Consider the following 16754-nt stretch of genomic DNA (forward strand, 5'->3'; position numbering starts at 1 on the left):
GCTTAAAACGGACTGGAAAGAGGTGATGACTCATCACTAAAATCATACCGAGCCTACTTACTCTTGGTAATCTGAGCTTAGGTGTCATTTCTATCGTGCTAGCATTTAACAATAATACGGGCATGGCTACGCTTCTAGTTTTTGTTGCGATATTACTTGATGGCGCAGATGGATGGGCGGCACGTAAATTGCATGTACAGAGTGAGTTTGGAAAGGTTTTGGATTCCTTGTCGGACATGATTACGTTCGGCGCAGCACCAGCCTTTATTCTATATGAGGCAGCATTTCATGAGCTAAGTCCAGCGTTAGGCTTGGGGATCACGATCCTGTTTCCTGTTTGCGGTGCTTTGCGCCTGGCAAGATTCAATGTTGAGAACGGAATTAAACAATACTTTGTTGGATTGCCGATTCCTACTGCGGGCGGGTTGCTGGCTTTACTGTCTTTTTTCAAAGATGATATTCCCGTCATTGTATTATTGGCCGCCTCACTTCTGTTATCACTGCTAATGATCAGTTCAATTCGTTACCCAGGCTTTAGAAATTTTCATCCCTCCCGCAGAACGATTTGGGTTGTTCTTCTTATCCTGTTGATACTATCGGGGGGAGGATTTTTATTCGAAAAACAATTATATGAACTCTTGTTTGCTCCACTTTTTTTGTATGTGGCGTATGGCTTTATGACTTATATGGTGCACGGGTTTTCTGATAATAGGAAAAATAAATAGATAAATAGATAAAGGACGTGGAATGCCGGCTTGCTAAAGTCAAGCCGGCACTTTACTGAAGGTTATGTTAATTTCCGATGTTTACCAGCCAAATATATAACCGCCCTGTTAAGGGCGGTGTCGGAACCGAGGGCGAATGGCCCGATGCGTGAATACTGTAATATAGATTCTAATCGATTTATTCAAATGCAGAAATATATGCCTTGTCACAGGCATTGGTATTAATCCAGCTATTGTCTTATTTCCCCAATATTCAAGCAACCAAGCAGCCTCTTTCTTAACTGCATTTTGCTCTCTAAGAATATTAATCCTTCTTGCATCTACTTTGTTCCTAAATTCTCCTGGTAATAAATGAGCTACCATTTCTCGAGTTTTCCGTCACTTAGCATGTTGAATGTATCGATTGAATAAACTTCTTGGAAGTCCTTCTTAGCGATCAAGGGCGATTGCCCGCTGTAGGCATGCTGTGTTATCGAGTTTTTTTATTCACTGCTTCTAATGATCCCTATTTTTTTAATATTAATGATTATCGATAAAATACAATTGATAGCAGTAAGACCCATCCACATATATACTGAATATGACATCCATACCCCTATCATTACATAGTTATAGTTTAATAGATAAGGCCAGATCATGACCAACACCAAAAGCATAATGCTTAAGATTAGTGCGATCCTACTTCCTGTCATTTTTTTGAATCTTGTCTTTTCTTCTTCAATGTTTAGTTGTATTCCTCTAAAAAGTTTAATTACTTGGACACATAAGATCGCGACGGCTATGATTACCAAGAATGAAAATACCAAATCAATTAATAAATACACGTCAGCATAATTATATTTATGCATGTGATTTCCATTCATATTCTCATATAGGTTATTAGCAATTAGCGATGGTGCAGATGAATTCAAGTTAGCCAGAACAAATATGGCCTGCTGCTTCTCTAAATGAATCATAACGTGCGAGGAATAATTAGGATTACTTCCACTATGACTAACAACCCTATTGTTCGTATCAATACTCCATCCGAAGGAATAGTATTGATTTTCATCTTCGTATCCCGCCGTTTTGATGTCGACTTGATGAGATCGTTGTATCGCTTTCCATAAATGATTTGGTATGTCGCCTATCCCCATTTGAGCATTAATCCAGCGTTCTAAATCTTTTGAATTCGTTACCAGATATCCTGCAGCGATATTCCCATAATATCTAGGGGCATCATATTCTAAGCTTCTTCCAAAAAACACACGATATCCTTTGGTAAGTTTATCAGATTCCTTCTCCTGACCTGTTGAAAAATAACTGTCCGTCATTTTTAATGGAACGAGAATATTTTCAGTTACATAATCCTGATAACTATCACCTGTAACTTGTTCAATAATCATCGCTAAAACATCATAATTCACGGTTGCATAAGTATGTTCAGTCCCAGGATATGTATCTAATGCTATGTTTGAAATATTAAGTATGGTCTTTTCAAGCATATCCTCCGTGGTGCCTTCAGGAATTAACCGAATACTCCATGACGGAATTCCACTTGTATGTGCTAACAACTGATGAATCGTAATATTAACCTTCTCACCCTTAAAGGTTGGCTCAAACCAAGGAATATAATCTGAAACATTGTCTGAGTAAGATAAGTACCCCTCATCTGCTAACAAAATGACGGCCAAAGCCGTAAACGCCTTAGTAGTCGATCCCAATTCAAACAATGATTCTTCAGTAACCATTTTATGATTATTAACATCTGCATATCCGTAGACGTTATATTCTGTCTCGCCCTGCTCTGATACTACTATAGCCACTCCTGGAGTCGCTGATTTGGCCATTATAGTTTCCACCATATGATCCTCATCATCATAATTTCCTGCTTTAAGCAAAGTTCCGAGTGCATTCCAACACGCTATAGTAGTAATGATTGCGATAAGTAGGATAACACATACTGTTAATGTGCCTGTTGTACTTAGTATTTTCTTCAATGTGGTTCTCCCTAATTGTAATCTTTCCACTCATCAGATTTCATGCCATAAATCATTCTATCCAGATATTTACCATTGATATATTCATAATCCCTAAGAGTACCTTCATGTTTGAATCCTAGTTTCTCTGGAATGACCGAGGAGTGTATGCGACGACGCGTTTTACGATTCTTTTTTTATCATTTTTTCAACATTTTCACTTGTGATGTACAACCACCTAACTCCACTCATTCTATCCCTCCCTGTTTCTTCGAGAATTATCTTGTGCTGATTTCCGATAACGTTATTGTATTCACGAAACGATCCAGCCTTTAATAGATCTTATCTTAGGCTGGATCGTTTGTTGTCCTGAGCTTCTTCCATGATTATAGACCTGACAACCGAGGGGCATAGCCCAGATGCGTGAATACGGTGTTATACGAACCGGAAGGAGGTGACGCACACCCTCCGAAATGCCGATAAACCCTTATGTATCAAGGGATTATGGCGTTTGTAAAACAATCCCAATCAACTGCAAATATCCCGGTTTTTCGTGAAAGTTATACGAAACCGTATATCCCGTAGTTATACGAAACCCTCCCTCCTACTTCGTATATCCGTTTTGGTTCGCATAACTTCATAAGGAGGATATGCGAAGTGCAAAACCAAGATCACTTCATTATGAACGTCAATTGGAACGATGCTGTGCAGTTCTTTCTTCAGGATTGCAAATCTCGAAACTTAACCAAGGAGAGTATTCGTCGTTACCGCAACGGTTTGGAAAAGTTCCACCAGCATCTGGTTACTCAAAAATTGCAATGGTCTGATCTGGCACCCACAATCCTTACCCATTACATCATACCGAGCATGCTGGAAGAAGGTCTTTCGCTTCGGACAGTCAATTGCAATCTATGCATTTACAAGGAGTTTTTCAAGTTTCTCTACGAAGAAGGACTGGCAAAGGCCAATATTGGAATGGGGTTAAAGCCGTTTAAGCTTGAACCTTCTATGGCTCATACCTTTACGGATAAGCATTTGCATCGATTGCTTTCCCAACCGGATCGGGCTACCTTTACCGGCTTTCGCAATTATGTCATGATGCTGACGCTGCTTGACACCGGAATCCGACTGAAAGAATTGGCTGGTCTTCAAATCACGGATTTTTTACCGGAAGAAGGCGTACTCCGAGTCCAGCAAGCCAAAGGCAGGAAAGCTCGACTGGTCCCGATTCAACGTGTTGCCGCCGATGCCCTGCAACGCTATTTACTTGAGCGAGGGGCATTGAGTCACAATTATATTTGGGTCACCTTGGAGAATGAACCTTTTCGAGCTGGCGGCATCCGAATCATGATTTCCCGCTATTGCGATACGGCCAAGATTAAAGGCATTCAATGTTCTTGTCATACGTTCCGACATACGTTCGCCAAAAAATACATCTTGAATGGCGGCGACATGTTCACGCTAAAAAGCATCTTGGGGCACGAACGAATCGAAACCACTGAAATGTATGTGGAACTGTTTGCGCGTGACTTGAACATCCAGCACGAGAAGTTTAGCCCGATCGAACATTTGACCGATGAACTCTCCTTTTATATGGAGGAAAGCGAGGTGCAAGTTTAATGAGCACCAAGCGTCGGCAAAATATTCTCACCAGTGTAGAACACTCAAGCACCGTAAAGCAGCAATTGAGCTTCGACGATCTGCTTCAATCATTTATTCTCGACTGCAAGGCCAAAAACCTTTCGCCATTGACACTTCGTTTTTACCAGGACAGTGTCCGTCAAATGAAAGAAGCTTTTCAGGAGCAACAAGTCCCACTGGATATGTATACGATATCGGTCCGCGACATTAAGAATTATTTTATTGCTTACCTCTTCGATCAGGGGAAATCGGACAATACGGTGAACGGACGAATTAAAGCTGTGAAGCAGTTTTTGAAGTATTTGTACGAGGAAGGCTGGCTCAACTAAAACATCGCCGAAGAGCTTCATGTGGTCAAAGCTGAAAAACTTATGCTGCAAACCTTTACCAAAGAGCAAGTCGCCGCTTTGCTGGAACAACCGGATCGAAAAACGTTTACCGGCTACCGCGATTTTACGATGATGACGGTACTTCTGGAAACGGGTATGCGCATCAGTGAGCTTTGCCATTTAAAAATAAGTGATATTTTCTTCAGAGAAAAGGAAATTCGGATTACGAGAGGAAAGGGCGGCAGAGCGCGGAGAGTACCCTTTCAACAAACATGCGCCAAAATCATTCGCCGTTATTTGGACATCAGGGGCGATCTGGAGACGGACGCCTTGTTCGTCAACATCAATGATGAGTCGATCAGTACTCGCGCATTGCAAGATAAAATGAAAGCTTACGGTCACGCCGCAAACATTTCGGGAGTCAGGGTTTCTCCTCATACGTTCCGGCACACGATGGCGAAGTTTTACATTTTGAACGGAGGCGATCCGTTCACTCTGCGGCGCATTTTGGGACATGCCACCCTCGGTATGGTCGATTACTATGTCGAGTTATTCAGCAGCGATATCAAGCAGCAACATAAAAAATATAGCCCGGTGGAAAACATGAAACGCATCATCTAAAATGGCAATGAGAAGGCAAAAAAGGCACTTATACAAATCGTGCCTTCTCATTTCTTGATTACAACACTCTTCCCTTGTACAAATGCCGCATAGGAGAAGATTTCGTATGCTTGGACCGCATTTCTGGCCGCCACAGATTAACATAGCGTTTTACCATATCTTGTGACGTGTGGCCAAGTATGTCCTGTAAGCTATAAGGATCTCCGTCATTTAAAATATACATCTTGGCAAACGTATGCCTAAGCGTATGCGGACTCACGCGTACGCCCGTAATGCCTGCGTCTTCACCATATTTACGAAGTGAAGACTGAAACGCACGCACGCCCAGTGAACGCCCGTCTAATGTAACAAAGAAATACTGTGAGGACAAATTCCCTCTTGCTTTGATATACCGGATGAGCAACTTACGAACGTCATCACAGAACGGGATGTCCCTCGGCTTCTTGCTTTTTCCAATGACCCCGAGGAGCTGACTCTCCTTAATGTCCACCTGATTGATTTTCAGCTTGGTCAGTTCCCCGACGCGCAAGCCACAATCCAAAATGAGGGATAACATAACGAAATCTCGAAATCCCGTAAACGTGCTTTGATCTGGTTGCTTAAGCAATGCCACCACCTGCTCCTCAGTAAATGATGGTATAGTAGGTCGGTGGCCTTTTCGCAATTTTAAGTATTCCGCCGGATTATAAGGAATCCAACCTTCATCGAACAAAAACTGATAAAATCGCTTAATCGCTTTAATTCGGTTATTGATGGTGTTAAGTTTATAGCCTTTTTCCTCTACCATAACCATGATAAAATGATTCCGTAAAAAATCCGGCGTCACATCATAAATTTCTGCTTCAACTTCCTGCTCCTGCAAAATTCGCTGATAGCTTCTCAGACTGCTTTGCTCGAATTTGATGGTATCGTCACTTGATGTTTCCGCTCTACGAGCCTGAAGGAAAAGCTTGACCGCCTCTTCCCAAGTTAACCGGTAGCCAGAACTTGAGAATGACGCTACGTCATATAGCTCATTGCTGCGCCTCGTATTTCCAGAATCACTTTTGCGAAAAAGGCTGACAACATTTCCATTCATCCGTATCCCCTCCAATCTTGTATGGGTCAGCTTCCTAAAAAATGAACGAAGACAAAACACCCGTCTATTATCTATTTCATTTACAATAAAAAATCGGACCCTTTTGGGCGGAATACGGCTCCCCTTCGTCTTATTATCACGATCAGTGTAATAAGAGTTAAGCAGACCAACAATTGTGCGAATCAAGAAGTCAGGTCTGAAACGACATCCTATTCCTTCATGGTTTTGCTTTTGATAAGAGTAAACTCTTTTTCCGTAATCAGTGACCGAGCTAATTCGACTCATCATAAGCCCCCGTTTGGTTCATTACAACTAAAATAGAGATGCGACAAAGACCGATCACCTTATACGCATCTCTGTTCTTCCTTGTTTTGGTTGTATCGCATAAATCCAATTCCAACGGTCGGTGGTTAACGGCCTCATAGGTATACTCTCCCAGGATCGCTGCAAGCCGCCCTCATTGCGTGATCTGCCTAAAAGCAGAGCTGTGACAGGACGGAAGTATCATTATCCCCCCCGCATGGGTCATCGCCTTAAATGGAACCACCAATTATTATTGCACGGACAAACACTGCTCTTACCCTGCTACTTCAAACACAGATCGAAAGAACAAGCAGAGTGGTCTTGGCGTACCTGCAATTTGACTTTCCTAGACATGCGGGGAACGTACTGGAATGGATGATCTTTAATTTTCAAGGTACGGAAAAACAGCAGGGGACATACCCCTCTATCATCCGTTTCATTTTGAGGTCAAGATCGGCCTTACTGCGAAAAAATAAATAGGAGAGGATAGAAAGCTCTTGGTACAGAGATTAGTAATCTCCGGCAGCGTGAGCAATAATGATGGCGTGGTGATTACATTATGAAAAGAAATGGTCCAAACAAGAGAGGTGCTGAGCTTTGTCAGAAAGCTTGAAAAAATGATGAATCAATTTGAGGGAAAAGATCGTGAAGTATTTCGAGATATCATCATTCGCATACGCCGAAAGTTAATCTCGGTTACAGAAAAGATGGGATGTATCTGTTGCCGAAAAAAATCAAAAATAACCGCCCTTCTAGAGAGCAAATGCCATTCCTTCAATTAAAGACTTTACTCCCTATCTCCTCAAACATGTGGAGGTGACAGTTGAGTCTTGTATAAATCAAGAGAATCGCCGAAAAGCGAACGTGTACTGTTGAACAAAGGAAGTAAGGAACCTTCCTAATTTGGCATATGTGCTAGGATTCTGTTATGATCGCTATCTAGGCCTTGATTTATTTGTCCATGTACAGAAGCATTAAAACCAGTCTTGATTAACTTATAAATAAAAATACATCAATCACGATTAAAATACCGCTTACCATTATAATCATTGCAGAATAAAAATACATCTAGTTTGAATGGAAACCAGGCTCCACTTTCACATCTTACATCATCCTCTTCAAAATTAATAACCTGTTCGATCGTTCGTTGTGTTAAATACAAGTGCAGTATTATGAGCAAGCATTATTGATAGGTTGTATCGTCCTCTTTCCAACGAATAATCGTCTGCCGTGAAACGCAAAGGAGGTAAAGGGCATGCGGTATAGAAATTGATCGGAAGGCCCAATCCCCGATGATGGCGTGTTTCAGGGTCATTTAACGTTCTGACTGATGTATAATTTCGTGTTGTCGTCACTGCCGAGGGGCCGCCGGAGAGCAGCCCTTTTTCGCAGTAAATAATTAAAGTGACATCACGAATGAAGGTATCAGACATATCGAGATGTGTAAAACCTCTGCAGTCCTCTATTTATTTAACCCAGGAGACACCCTGCTGATTAAACTTTCCGTTTCTGAAATGAGCTCATGTAAGATATCAAGGGCTTGACTTGTACTGTCTTTCTTTGTCGAAAGGAATGAAAAAACTCGGTCTACTCTTTCCTTATATTTTGAAGGTTTCACACCAAAGCCATCAATCATGCGAACCGCCTTTTTTTCGTTAATACAATATTGTTTATTCACTGCAAACAATACCTGATTAAGACATGAAATCGTGCGAAAGACGTGACCCGCAACATAGGAAATGTCATCTTTATCTGCATTATCCTTCGCAAACATATAAGAAAAGGATGCTTCAAACATGAAAAAACGGGTCAAGGCATTTTGTAATGATTTCGGATAAGGCACCGTTTTTGCTTTAAGTTTAGCAATTTGATTTGTTGGATCAAACAATGGTCTACAAATGGATATTTCCCCCATATACACAACATTAAGGTAAGCGTGTGGATGCCCCGTATGATAATGAGACGAAATTTTACCTACTAAACAATCATCAATGACTTGTGAAACTCTTCTTATATCGCGATAAATTAAATCTACATGGAATCCTTGAACAACAATCCACCCACCACCATTGATCCAAGAACCCCAATCACCCAGGGCTGTAACCAAATTCTCTCTGTGGTCATCGTCCAATTTTGTTGCAGCTTTGTTAATTGCTGCGATATCCAGACTGGCAGCATCCTCATAATAGATCCCAATATCGATATCTGAATGAGAATGGTGGGTTCCCCTTGCTCTCGAACCGCCCAAAACGACTCCGACTATACCGTTTATCCCTTCGAGTTCTTGGCAGATTTGGTCAATAACGACTTGGACATTCATCAACATTCCCAACCCCTTTGTTAACTTTCTTCCTCCAAACTTCCATAAATCATTTCGTTATCGCTGTGTTGGATCATGTAACAAGTCCACAGTAAGAAATGAGCGCATGTCCGTAGCCGGAACAAATGAAATTAAAGCGTCACAGAGTCTATTATGAATAGGAACCTCATGGGACAACTGCAACATGATCCCAATGATTTCAATCCTATCTTGACCAACCTTTTAAGCAAATCCTTGCTCTGCCGCATAATTCCCCCAGTGAGGCTGGCTGCCATCCCGATCGGTGAAACCGTACTCTTCGGACAACGACCAGGTACTGAGTGCCTGTCCGGATTTTTGCGCCACCTGCGGATCTGAAGCCAAAGCCACAACCGCTCTGCCTATATATGTCGGAGTTTCGGACATGAGAAAATGTGGATCTTGCTTCCCGGCTTCCCTCCAATTGTTTTCGGTTACGCCGAAATGATCCAGCATAGCCTCCGAGCGCAGGAATCCTGGAGTTAGAGCCAATGCCGTCACGTTATGGGGACGCAGCTCAGCCGACATCGACTGGGCAAGATGGATGACCGAGCTTTTGGCCAGGCTGTAGTACAGATTGCCCCGATACCGGTAATCGGTCCCATCGGTTATCTCGATAAGCAAACCTTGTTTTCTTGCAACCATTAACGGCACTCCATAATAGCTTGTAATCATGTGGGAATGTACCGCTCGCCGCTGCATAAGCAAACCATTATCCAGTGAATGCTCCCAAAATGACGTGTTCCACTCGGTTAAAGGGTCTCCGCCCCATATATCATTGACCAGAATATCAAGTTGTCCATCCTGCTCACTCCGGATCCGTTCGAATAGCGCTTTGACCTCTTTCTCCACGGTGTGGTCAACCCGCACTGCTATCCCGTTGCCTCCCGCTTCGGTTACCAGTTCCGCCGTTTCATCGATCGTTTCCTTACGGTTCATGTTGGATAGTTGTCCTCTAGTACTGCGTCCTGTACAATAGACCGTTGCCCCTGCTTCTCCTAGTGAAACAGCAATGCCACGCCCGGCTCCCCGGGTTGCTCCAGCCACAACGGCCACTTTTCCCTGCAATGGTTTCAAAGAAATCAGCTCCTTACTATAGAGTCTCTCCAACTGTCTTCTGTTCTACTTAATCGTAACAAATTAATATGACATCTACTGTCATAATACTGAAGAGAAATCCTCTTTAACTTCCGCTCTTGCTCTTTCAAAGATCAAACGTAACCACTATCGATTTAAGCAACGTTCATTATGTTTGAAGCCCCAATCACACATGAACGATAACACAGTGCCCAAAGTTCGTCCGTAGTCTGTTAATGAATACTCAACCTTAGGAGGGATCTCTTGATAAATGACCCTTTTAATTAGGCCATCCCGTTCAAGCTCGCGCAATTGATTGGTCAGCATTCCCTGACTGACATCTTGAATCGTTCTCTTCAGTTCTCCGAATCGCATCGTTCCTTCATGAAACAATATAAACAAGATAAGGGGCTTCCACTTACCACCAATGACCTTTAAGGTTGTAACGATTCCCGTAATGTCTACCGGCAAATTATTCATACAGATAGGTCCACCTCCACTTCTACTTCATTATAATTATAAAAAGAAGTCTAGTGGAAAGTTTTTTCCTGTACCTGTTCATTCGCAATTTGCCGAGCATTCTGTTCCGGATTTCCCTCGATCATTTTTAATCCGACCATTCCTGCAAAAATTAAAGCTAAAAAGATAAACTTCTGCAAGGAAGGCTTCTCACCAAGAGCTATGATTCCCACTATCGCCACTCCGAGCGTACCTGTCCCGACCCATATCGCATACGCTGTGCCGACAGGTAACGATCTTAGTGCTAGAGTCAGCAAATAAAGACTGATACCTGCAGTCGAAATGCCAATGATACTGGGCCATAGTCTCGTGAGGCCAGATGATTGTTTTAATGCAATCGCCCATACGATTTCCAATAAGCCGGCGATAATCAGTAGTATCCAAGCCGTCATACTGCGTATCCACCATCAACGGCAAATGCCGAGCCTGTAATAAACCTCCCGGTTTGTCCGGCTAAATGCAGTGCCATGGAAGCAATATCGTCTGTGGTGCCGTAATGCCCTAGAGCAGTGAGACTTTTCTCTCCTTCCGAACCTTCGCCGTCCGCCGGATTCATATCCGTGTCAATCGGTCCCGGATGTATGACATTCACCGTAATGCCAAGCGGACCGAGGTCTCTTGCAAGGCCTTTCGTTAATCCGGTAAGAGCGGATTTGCTCATGGAGTAAAGACTAAATCCGGGACCTGGGACTCGATCCGCCAGACAGCTTCCAATACTGATGATACGCCCCCCAACACTCATATACGGAACAGCAGTCTGAATGGCGACAAACACCGCTTTGGCATGAATCGCCATCGTTCGATCGAATTCGTCTGCAGATACATGTTCAATGGGTCCAAAAGGAAATATGCCCGCATTATTTACCAAGATATCGAGCTTTCCGAATGTTTCAGCAACACGTTTCACGGCCTGCTCCACATCAGCAGATATTGCGCTGTCTGCTTGGATGGCAAGGCCGCGTCGACCGACTGACTCCATGTCCGCTAATACCTCGTCTGCCTTTGTCCGAGAATTTACGTAGGTTATGGCCACATCCGCCCCTGCCCTGACCAGCTTTCTGGCAATCGCTGCTCCAATTCCACGGCTGCCTCCCGTAACGAGTGCCACTTTACCAGCTAATGAGTTCATCATCCCTTACCCCTCCAAAAAATATGATGTAAATCTTGATTACGATTATCGTTGGTCTTTGCAATTTTGAAAAGTACGCTCTTTTTTCGTACTAGGTACGGTTTTTCGTACAATTAGGTGTTATAAGTGAGAGGAACGTGATTGTGAAATTTATTTCAATTACTTTTGGCAATTAGAGTCTGATTTTACCAAACGCTGTGTCACGACGTGTTCTTTGATCATAGCTAAATAACCATACCGCCAACAACAGGGCGGCCAATGCCATGAGTAGGCTGGACCAGCCTAGATCATCTACAGAGGAGCTATTAATTACCCATCCTCCAATTCCGGAGCCGAGCGCGAAGCCAAATTGAATAAACGACGTATTGATGCTGAGTGCAATATCCGGCGATTGTTTCACCTGGGTAACCAAATATAATTGCTGGGCCGGGGAAGTCATCCATGTTGCCGCCATCCATACCATGATCAAGGGGATGACAACATAGATCAAGCTATTGGTCCAGGCCAGCAGTAGCAGCGTTCCAGCCTGAAAGGAAAGTCCGGCATAGATGGTGAACTTGGGCCCCCTCCTATCCGCTACACCCCCTCCGAATCTTGAACCGATAAAACTGCAAATTCCTGCCAATAACAGAATGGTGGACAGCCCCGTCGCCGAGAGATCGAAATTTGATTGCAGGAATGGTGTTATATACGTAAATAGTGCGGAGTAACCACCGATATAAAAAAGCGTTATAAAAACCGCCAAAACAATCTTTTTATCCTTCAAAACAGACAGCTGCATGCCGAGCGTCACGGCTCGTTGCTCTGCAATGGTAGGAACTCTGGTGTAGACAGCAATCATAGGGATCGCAGCTAGCAGGCCAACGATGATGAATAGGCTTCTCCATCCTAGCGCTTCGCTTAAAAACGTGCCAACAGGTACGCCGAGAACGAGTGAACTGCTAAGTCCCATCAAGATCGTGCCAATCGCTCGCCCTCGATTCCGCTCATCGACCAGACGCGTAGCGACAGCCATGGCGATAACAGTGGCTGCACCTCCACTAAGCCCTTGGATCACCCGTGTCAACAGCATCAGCTCAATCGAAGGACTAAAATATACCAGGATACTGCTAAAAATAAAAATTCCGAGCATGACAATAAGCATTTTCTTACGGTCCACTCGGATCGTTGCTGCGATCAAGATGGGGGAACCGACCGCAGCTGAGAGGGCGAATGCCGTGACGAGCATCCCAGCAGCAGAAGTTGTAATTCCGAGATCACTCGCTACTAAGGGAAGAATGCCGCTGATGATGTATTCAACAGTACCGATAAGAAACACCGCCAGCGCAAGCAAATTAACGATCCACTTATTGCTCATGAGAGACCCTCTTGATCTACTATCGGAATTTGGATTTCGATCAGTTTAACCCCAGATTCCCCTGCCAAAGGTACATAGGTTTCTCTGCCAGGCAGATCGCCGCGAATAGTGCAGCCCCGCCGCTCAATCCATTCAGCAAGATATACACATGCCGTCTCCAAGTATACGGCATCAGAACGGAATAACAACGTGGTCAACGTCACCGGTGACAGGAAACGAAATTGTAGATGCTCAGGCAGCTTTAATGTTTCCGATCTCACGGCATATCCCACCTCGAGCTCAAACTCATGTGCCGCGCCACCGGATGCGTTCCACAACACTGTCTGCGGACCGGATAGAGCGGAACGGGTCCGGCTATCCAGCAGACGATCGAAAATCCCGAAAAGGTTTGGAATTTCGTCAACAGTTCCTACAGATGCGTAAGTGACCATTTGCATAGACTCAACCCGCTTCACAACGACCTCCAATTCTTTATCCATCTTCCCTTTATGTTCCAAAAGCTGCATACGCTCTTTGATCCGTGCAAGCCTAGATTGTTCCGTACTAAGCCGCTGCTCGATTTCGCTTTCTTTGAGCCTCAGCATACCACGAATCTGTTCAGCCGAAACGTCTTCTTGCAAAAGCTGTGCGATTTGCTGCAAACTAAATCCTAAATCCTTAAGAATGACGATTCGATTGACTCTTAATAATTGTTCCGCGTTGTAATACCGATACCCTGTCACCTCGTCCGTTGCGGCCGGCTTTAAAATGCCAATCTGATCGTAATAGCGCAGCGTTTGTAACGGTATACGACTCAGGTTGGAAAATTCGCTAATTTTAAACACTGTCCCACCTTCTTTCTTATTGATGAGTTAGAGTATACACCCTCAAGTCAGGTATAAAGTCAACGGTTTATCTGTTCCGAAGTGATGCGAATATGAAAGATTTCAGGATTACTTGACTGTGGAATGCTGTTGAAAAAGGTTCGAGCATTTATAAAAAATTCTCGGACTACCGTCTGCTTCAATCTTCAATACGATTCATTGAACTCGTTTTTTGGCATGTCTTCCGTCAAAGTGGATCGACCCCGATGTATGTGTAAACAAGCCTAGAGTAGTGTAAGGGAAGGTTTAACAGCCACGAATCGGTGCTGACTGGGGCATATTAGCATCTGCATGTTACTCCTGTTCCTGATCCTTATAAATATATCGAGACTGGTTTGATCAGAACAAAAGACAAGTATTTGAGCTATGCATATAAAGCTTTTGCAGAGTTAGTGAAATCAGTCGGTTCAAGCTCGCTGCAGGAAATTCAACTTTCAATCTGAAGATTCTAATCCAGTAGCCCAAGCTGTTCAATATAATGATAAAAACAAAGGTGACCCTCAAGGGAGTCAGATTTGAAGTATCCATCTTGCGGGTTATAGTCGGGTATTTTTCTAATGACAACACGGACGATTACCCATTGCCAACCTCTATACCGAATACAGTAATAAAGAAATCGCATCGACCTTCATGCTTTCCTTTGTTTTTAAGACTTATTCAAAACATGGCTGGCTACAGCAAGAAAAGCTTTTACGGCAGGAGAGGAAGCGGCAATCGAGGGGCAAGCAAGGGCGACAGTTCGCCAATGCTCCACATCCAAACGCCTGATTTGAAGGTTGGGTTGTGTCTTCAAAAACAGAGCAGGACCAATGGTAATACCAAGCCCTTCTTGTACCATATTGGCGATGGTATTGCAGTCCTTCACTTCGAAACGGATACAAGGCGCCACCTTCGCTTGCTGAAATATCTCTTGAACATGGGACTGGTACATTCCCGTCGGCATAATAAACGGTTCATCCTGCAAAGACCGAACCGGGACGACATCATCCTGGTTAAATTTATGTCCCTTGGAAAAAGCAACAACCATCTCGTCTTTCGCCAGCGGAATCCATTCGACGGCTGATTTCGCGTCTGGCTGTACGACGAACCCGATATCGATCACACCAGTAGATAACCATTCTATTATCTCTTCATACGTTCCCTCAAAAAAGCGAAACTCGATTTTAGGATGCTGCTTCTGAAAATTAGCCAGGATTTTGGGCAGCAAGCAGGCCGAAGCACTGGCAAACGTACCGATGCGGATCGTTCCAACCTCTAATTTCGCGGCTCGTGCGATCTCCTGCTGGATAATTTCCATTCGGTTTAGTATTTCCCTTATGTGAACAATCGTTCTTTGTCCTACCTCCGTAAGCAGTAGTCCATTCTTCCTATCCCGAATCAGCAACGTTGTAGACCATTCGGACTCCAAGTTAGCGATCGCATGGCTGACAGCTGATTGCGTCATATTCAATTGATCCGCGGCTTTTGTGAAACTCCCCAATTCAACCACTTTGGAAAACACTTCGAAACGGGCAATAGTCATGATCTTTTGCTCATCTCCTATATGAACAACATTAATTTTACTAATCTTAACACACTGTTTAAAATAAGGGCAGGATCATGAGAAGGGAAGAGAGATAATGAATCGATTCGCAATTTTTTTACTTGCATTAGGCGCGTTTGTAACGGGTACGGCCGAATTTGTCGTTTCCGGCATTTTAGAATTGATCGCGGAGGATCTGGATGTATCGATCGCCGCTGCCGGTCAATTAGTTACGTTTTTTTCGCTTTCTTATGCTTTCGGGGCTCTTTTTCTAGTCATGCTGACATCCAAGTTTGAACGTAAACGAGTGTTACTATTCGCCATGCTTACATTTATAGCGGGCAACCTGATCGCATTCTTTAGCAGTTATTTCGGCCTCCTGATGTTTTCACGTATTGTCTTAGCGATGAGCGGCGGGCTGTATATCGTCATTGCCACACATTATGCAGCCAGGCTTGCACAACCGGATAAACGTGGTAACGCAATCGCCATCGTGATGACGGGCTTTTCGGTATCTTTGGTGCTCGGGGTGCCGTTCGGAACGCTGATGGCTGCCTATATGGACTGGCGATACATTTATTTAACGATTGCGGTCATAACGCTGGTCACCTTCCTTTTGCTTTATCGATTCATTCCGAAGCTGGATGGAACTGAACCTACGCCATGGAGACAGCAATTGCATTTGCTGCGAAGCAAACCTTTGATTACGGGTTTGTTGATCACTGTGTTCTGGATTCTCGGTTACACGATGATATTTGCCTATATTGGTCCATTTCTGGCCCGTTTGGCTGGCTTTTCTATCGAAGGGATCAGTACGGCGTTGTTCGTTCTAGGTGTGTTTGCCTTTATCGGGGCGCGGTTCGGCGGGTATGCCGTGGATAAGTGGGGGCCCGTTCGCACGATATTTATAAGTCTGCTGTTACATGCGGCAGCCTTGATTGCACTTTCGGTGATGCAGGGGACATCGCTCGGTGTCTTCGTGATCTTGATGATCTGGGGAGCAGCGGCATGGACGACCACGCCTGCCAGCCAGTTTTATTTGATCTCATTAAGGCCGCAAGCCTCGGAAACCGTCTTAAGCTTTAATACGGCATTGATGAATATCGGGATGACAGCAGGTGCCGCTCTGGGAGGTGTAGTGATTGACAACGTATCCGTGCTGCATCTGGGTTGGCTAAGCGGAATGGTTGTCCTCATTGCGTTAGCTACAGCGATATATTCATTTACTTCGCGTGAGAAACAGCCCTGCAACTATGATGACACGCTTACCCAGATAGCTTGCGATAAATGAGCG

At 43.9% G+C, this 16754-nt stretch carries 15 protein-coding genes; 5 read left to right on the forward strand and 10 right to left on the reverse strand.

Annotated features, from left to right (window positions below):
* The first annotated feature begins 44 nt into the window (after window positions 1-44).
* A complete protein-coding gene (gene pssA / locus CHH67_RS21610) occupies window positions 45-725 on the forward strand; it encodes a CDP-diacylglycerol--serine O-phosphatidyltransferase (protein ID WP_095267450.1) in 681 nt (226 codons plus the stop codon).
* 482 nt (window positions 726-1207) lie between these two features.
* On the opposite strand, the gene CHH67_RS21620 is transcribed toward pssA, so the two are convergent.
* Window positions 1208-2704 carry a serine hydrolase domain-containing protein gene (locus CHH67_RS21620; protein WP_095267451.1) on the reverse strand — a complete coding sequence of 499 codons (1497 nt, stop codon included), beginning with the start codon at window positions 2702-2704 and terminating at the stop codon, window positions 1208-1210.
* A 636-nt stretch (window positions 2705-3340) separates the two neighbouring features.
* Between CHH67_RS21620 and CHH67_RS21625 the strand changes: the two genes are divergently transcribed.
* Genes CHH67_RS21625 through CHH67_RS26895 form a run of 3 tightly spaced genes read left to right on the forward strand, consistent with a single transcriptional unit; the run spans window position 3341 to window position 5274 of the window.
* The gene (locus CHH67_RS21625) at window positions 3341-4303 is read left to right on the forward strand and encodes a tyrosine-type recombinase/integrase (protein WP_244908292.1); all 963 of its coding nucleotides are present in this window, start codon (window positions 3341-3343) and stop codon (window positions 4301-4303) included.
* Window positions 4303-4653, forward strand: coding sequence for a site-specific integrase (locus CHH67_RS26890; RefSeq protein ID WP_244908293.1), 351 nt, complete (start codon window positions 4303-4305; stop codon window positions 4651-4653). The genes CHH67_RS21625 and CHH67_RS26890 overlap by 1 nt, the downstream gene beginning before the upstream one ends.
* 21 nt (window positions 4654-4674) lie before the next feature.
* A complete protein-coding gene (locus CHH67_RS26895) occupies window positions 4675-5274 on the forward strand; it encodes a tyrosine-type recombinase/integrase (protein ID WP_244908294.1) in 600 nt (199 codons plus the stop codon).
* A 58-nt stretch (window positions 5275-5332) separates the two neighbouring features.
* Here the strand turns inward: CHH67_RS26895 and CHH67_RS21635 are convergent, their stop codons facing one another.
* The 9 genes from CHH67_RS21635 to CHH67_RS21675 form a co-directional block, all read right to left on the reverse strand.
* On the reverse strand, window positions 5333-6352 hold the full coding sequence (locus CHH67_RS21635; protein WP_095267452.1) for a tyrosine-type recombinase/integrase: 1020 nt from the start codon (window positions 6350-6352) through the stop codon (window positions 5333-5335).
* Between the two features lie 1765 nt (window positions 6353-8117).
* Window positions 8118-8981, reverse strand: a complete 864-nt coding sequence (locus CHH67_RS21640) for a nucleotidyltransferase domain-containing protein (RefSeq protein WP_425320450.1) — start codon at window positions 8979-8981, stop codon at window positions 8118-8120.
* A gap of 216 nt (window positions 8982-9197) precedes the next feature.
* Window positions 9198-10070: an SDR family oxidoreductase gene (locus CHH67_RS21645; RefSeq protein ID WP_095267453.1), complete on the reverse strand. Its 873-nt coding sequence runs from the start codon at window positions 10068-10070 to the stop codon at window positions 9198-9200.
* A gap of 147 nt (window positions 10071-10217) precedes the next feature.
* The gene (locus tag CHH67_RS21650) at window positions 10218-10550 is read right to left on the reverse strand and encodes a winged helix-turn-helix transcriptional regulator (RefSeq protein WP_095267454.1); all 333 of its coding nucleotides are present in this window, start codon (window positions 10548-10550) and stop codon (window positions 10218-10220) included.
* A gap of 50 nt (window positions 10551-10600) precedes the next feature.
* On the reverse strand, window positions 10601-10981 hold the full coding sequence (locus tag CHH67_RS21655; protein ID WP_095267455.1) for a DMT family transporter: 381 nt from the start codon (window positions 10979-10981) through the stop codon (window positions 10601-10603).
* The gene (locus CHH67_RS21660; protein ID WP_217989081.1) at window positions 10978-11721 is read right to left on the reverse strand and encodes an SDR family NAD(P)-dependent oxidoreductase; all 744 of its coding nucleotides are present in this window, start codon (window positions 11719-11721) and stop codon (window positions 10978-10980) included. Before CHH67_RS21660 ends, CHH67_RS21655 begins: the two co-directional genes overlap by 4 nt.
* Window positions 11722-11890: 169 nt before the next feature.
* The gene (locus CHH67_RS21665; protein ID WP_095267456.1) at window positions 11891-13075 is read right to left on the reverse strand and encodes an MFS transporter; all 1185 of its coding nucleotides are present in this window, start codon (window positions 13073-13075) and stop codon (window positions 11891-11893) included.
* Window positions 13072-13899: a MerR family transcriptional regulator gene (locus CHH67_RS21670; RefSeq protein WP_095267457.1), complete on the reverse strand. Its 828-nt coding sequence runs from the start codon at window positions 13897-13899 to the stop codon at window positions 13072-13074. Before CHH67_RS21670 ends, CHH67_RS21665 begins: the two co-directional genes overlap by 4 nt.
* A gap of 685 nt (window positions 13900-14584) precedes the next feature.
* A complete protein-coding gene (locus CHH67_RS21675; protein ID WP_095267458.1) occupies window positions 14585-15460 on the reverse strand; it encodes a LysR family transcriptional regulator in 876 nt (291 codons plus the stop codon).
* A gap of 97 nt (window positions 15461-15557) precedes the next feature.
* Between CHH67_RS21675 and CHH67_RS21680 the strand changes: the two genes are divergently transcribed.
* Window positions 15558-16751 (forward strand): MFS transporter, encoded by a 1194-nt coding sequence (locus CHH67_RS21680; RefSeq protein WP_095267459.1) that lies wholly within the window; start codon window positions 15558-15560, stop codon window positions 16749-16751.
* The last annotated feature ends 3 nt before the right edge of the window (window positions 16752-16754 follow it).

The sequence above is a fragment of the Paenibacillus campinasensis genome (assembly GCF_002272015.1).
Classification (GTDB): domain Bacteria; phylum Bacillota; class Bacilli; order Paenibacillales; family Paenibacillaceae; genus Paenibacillus_AQ; species Paenibacillus_AQ campinasensis.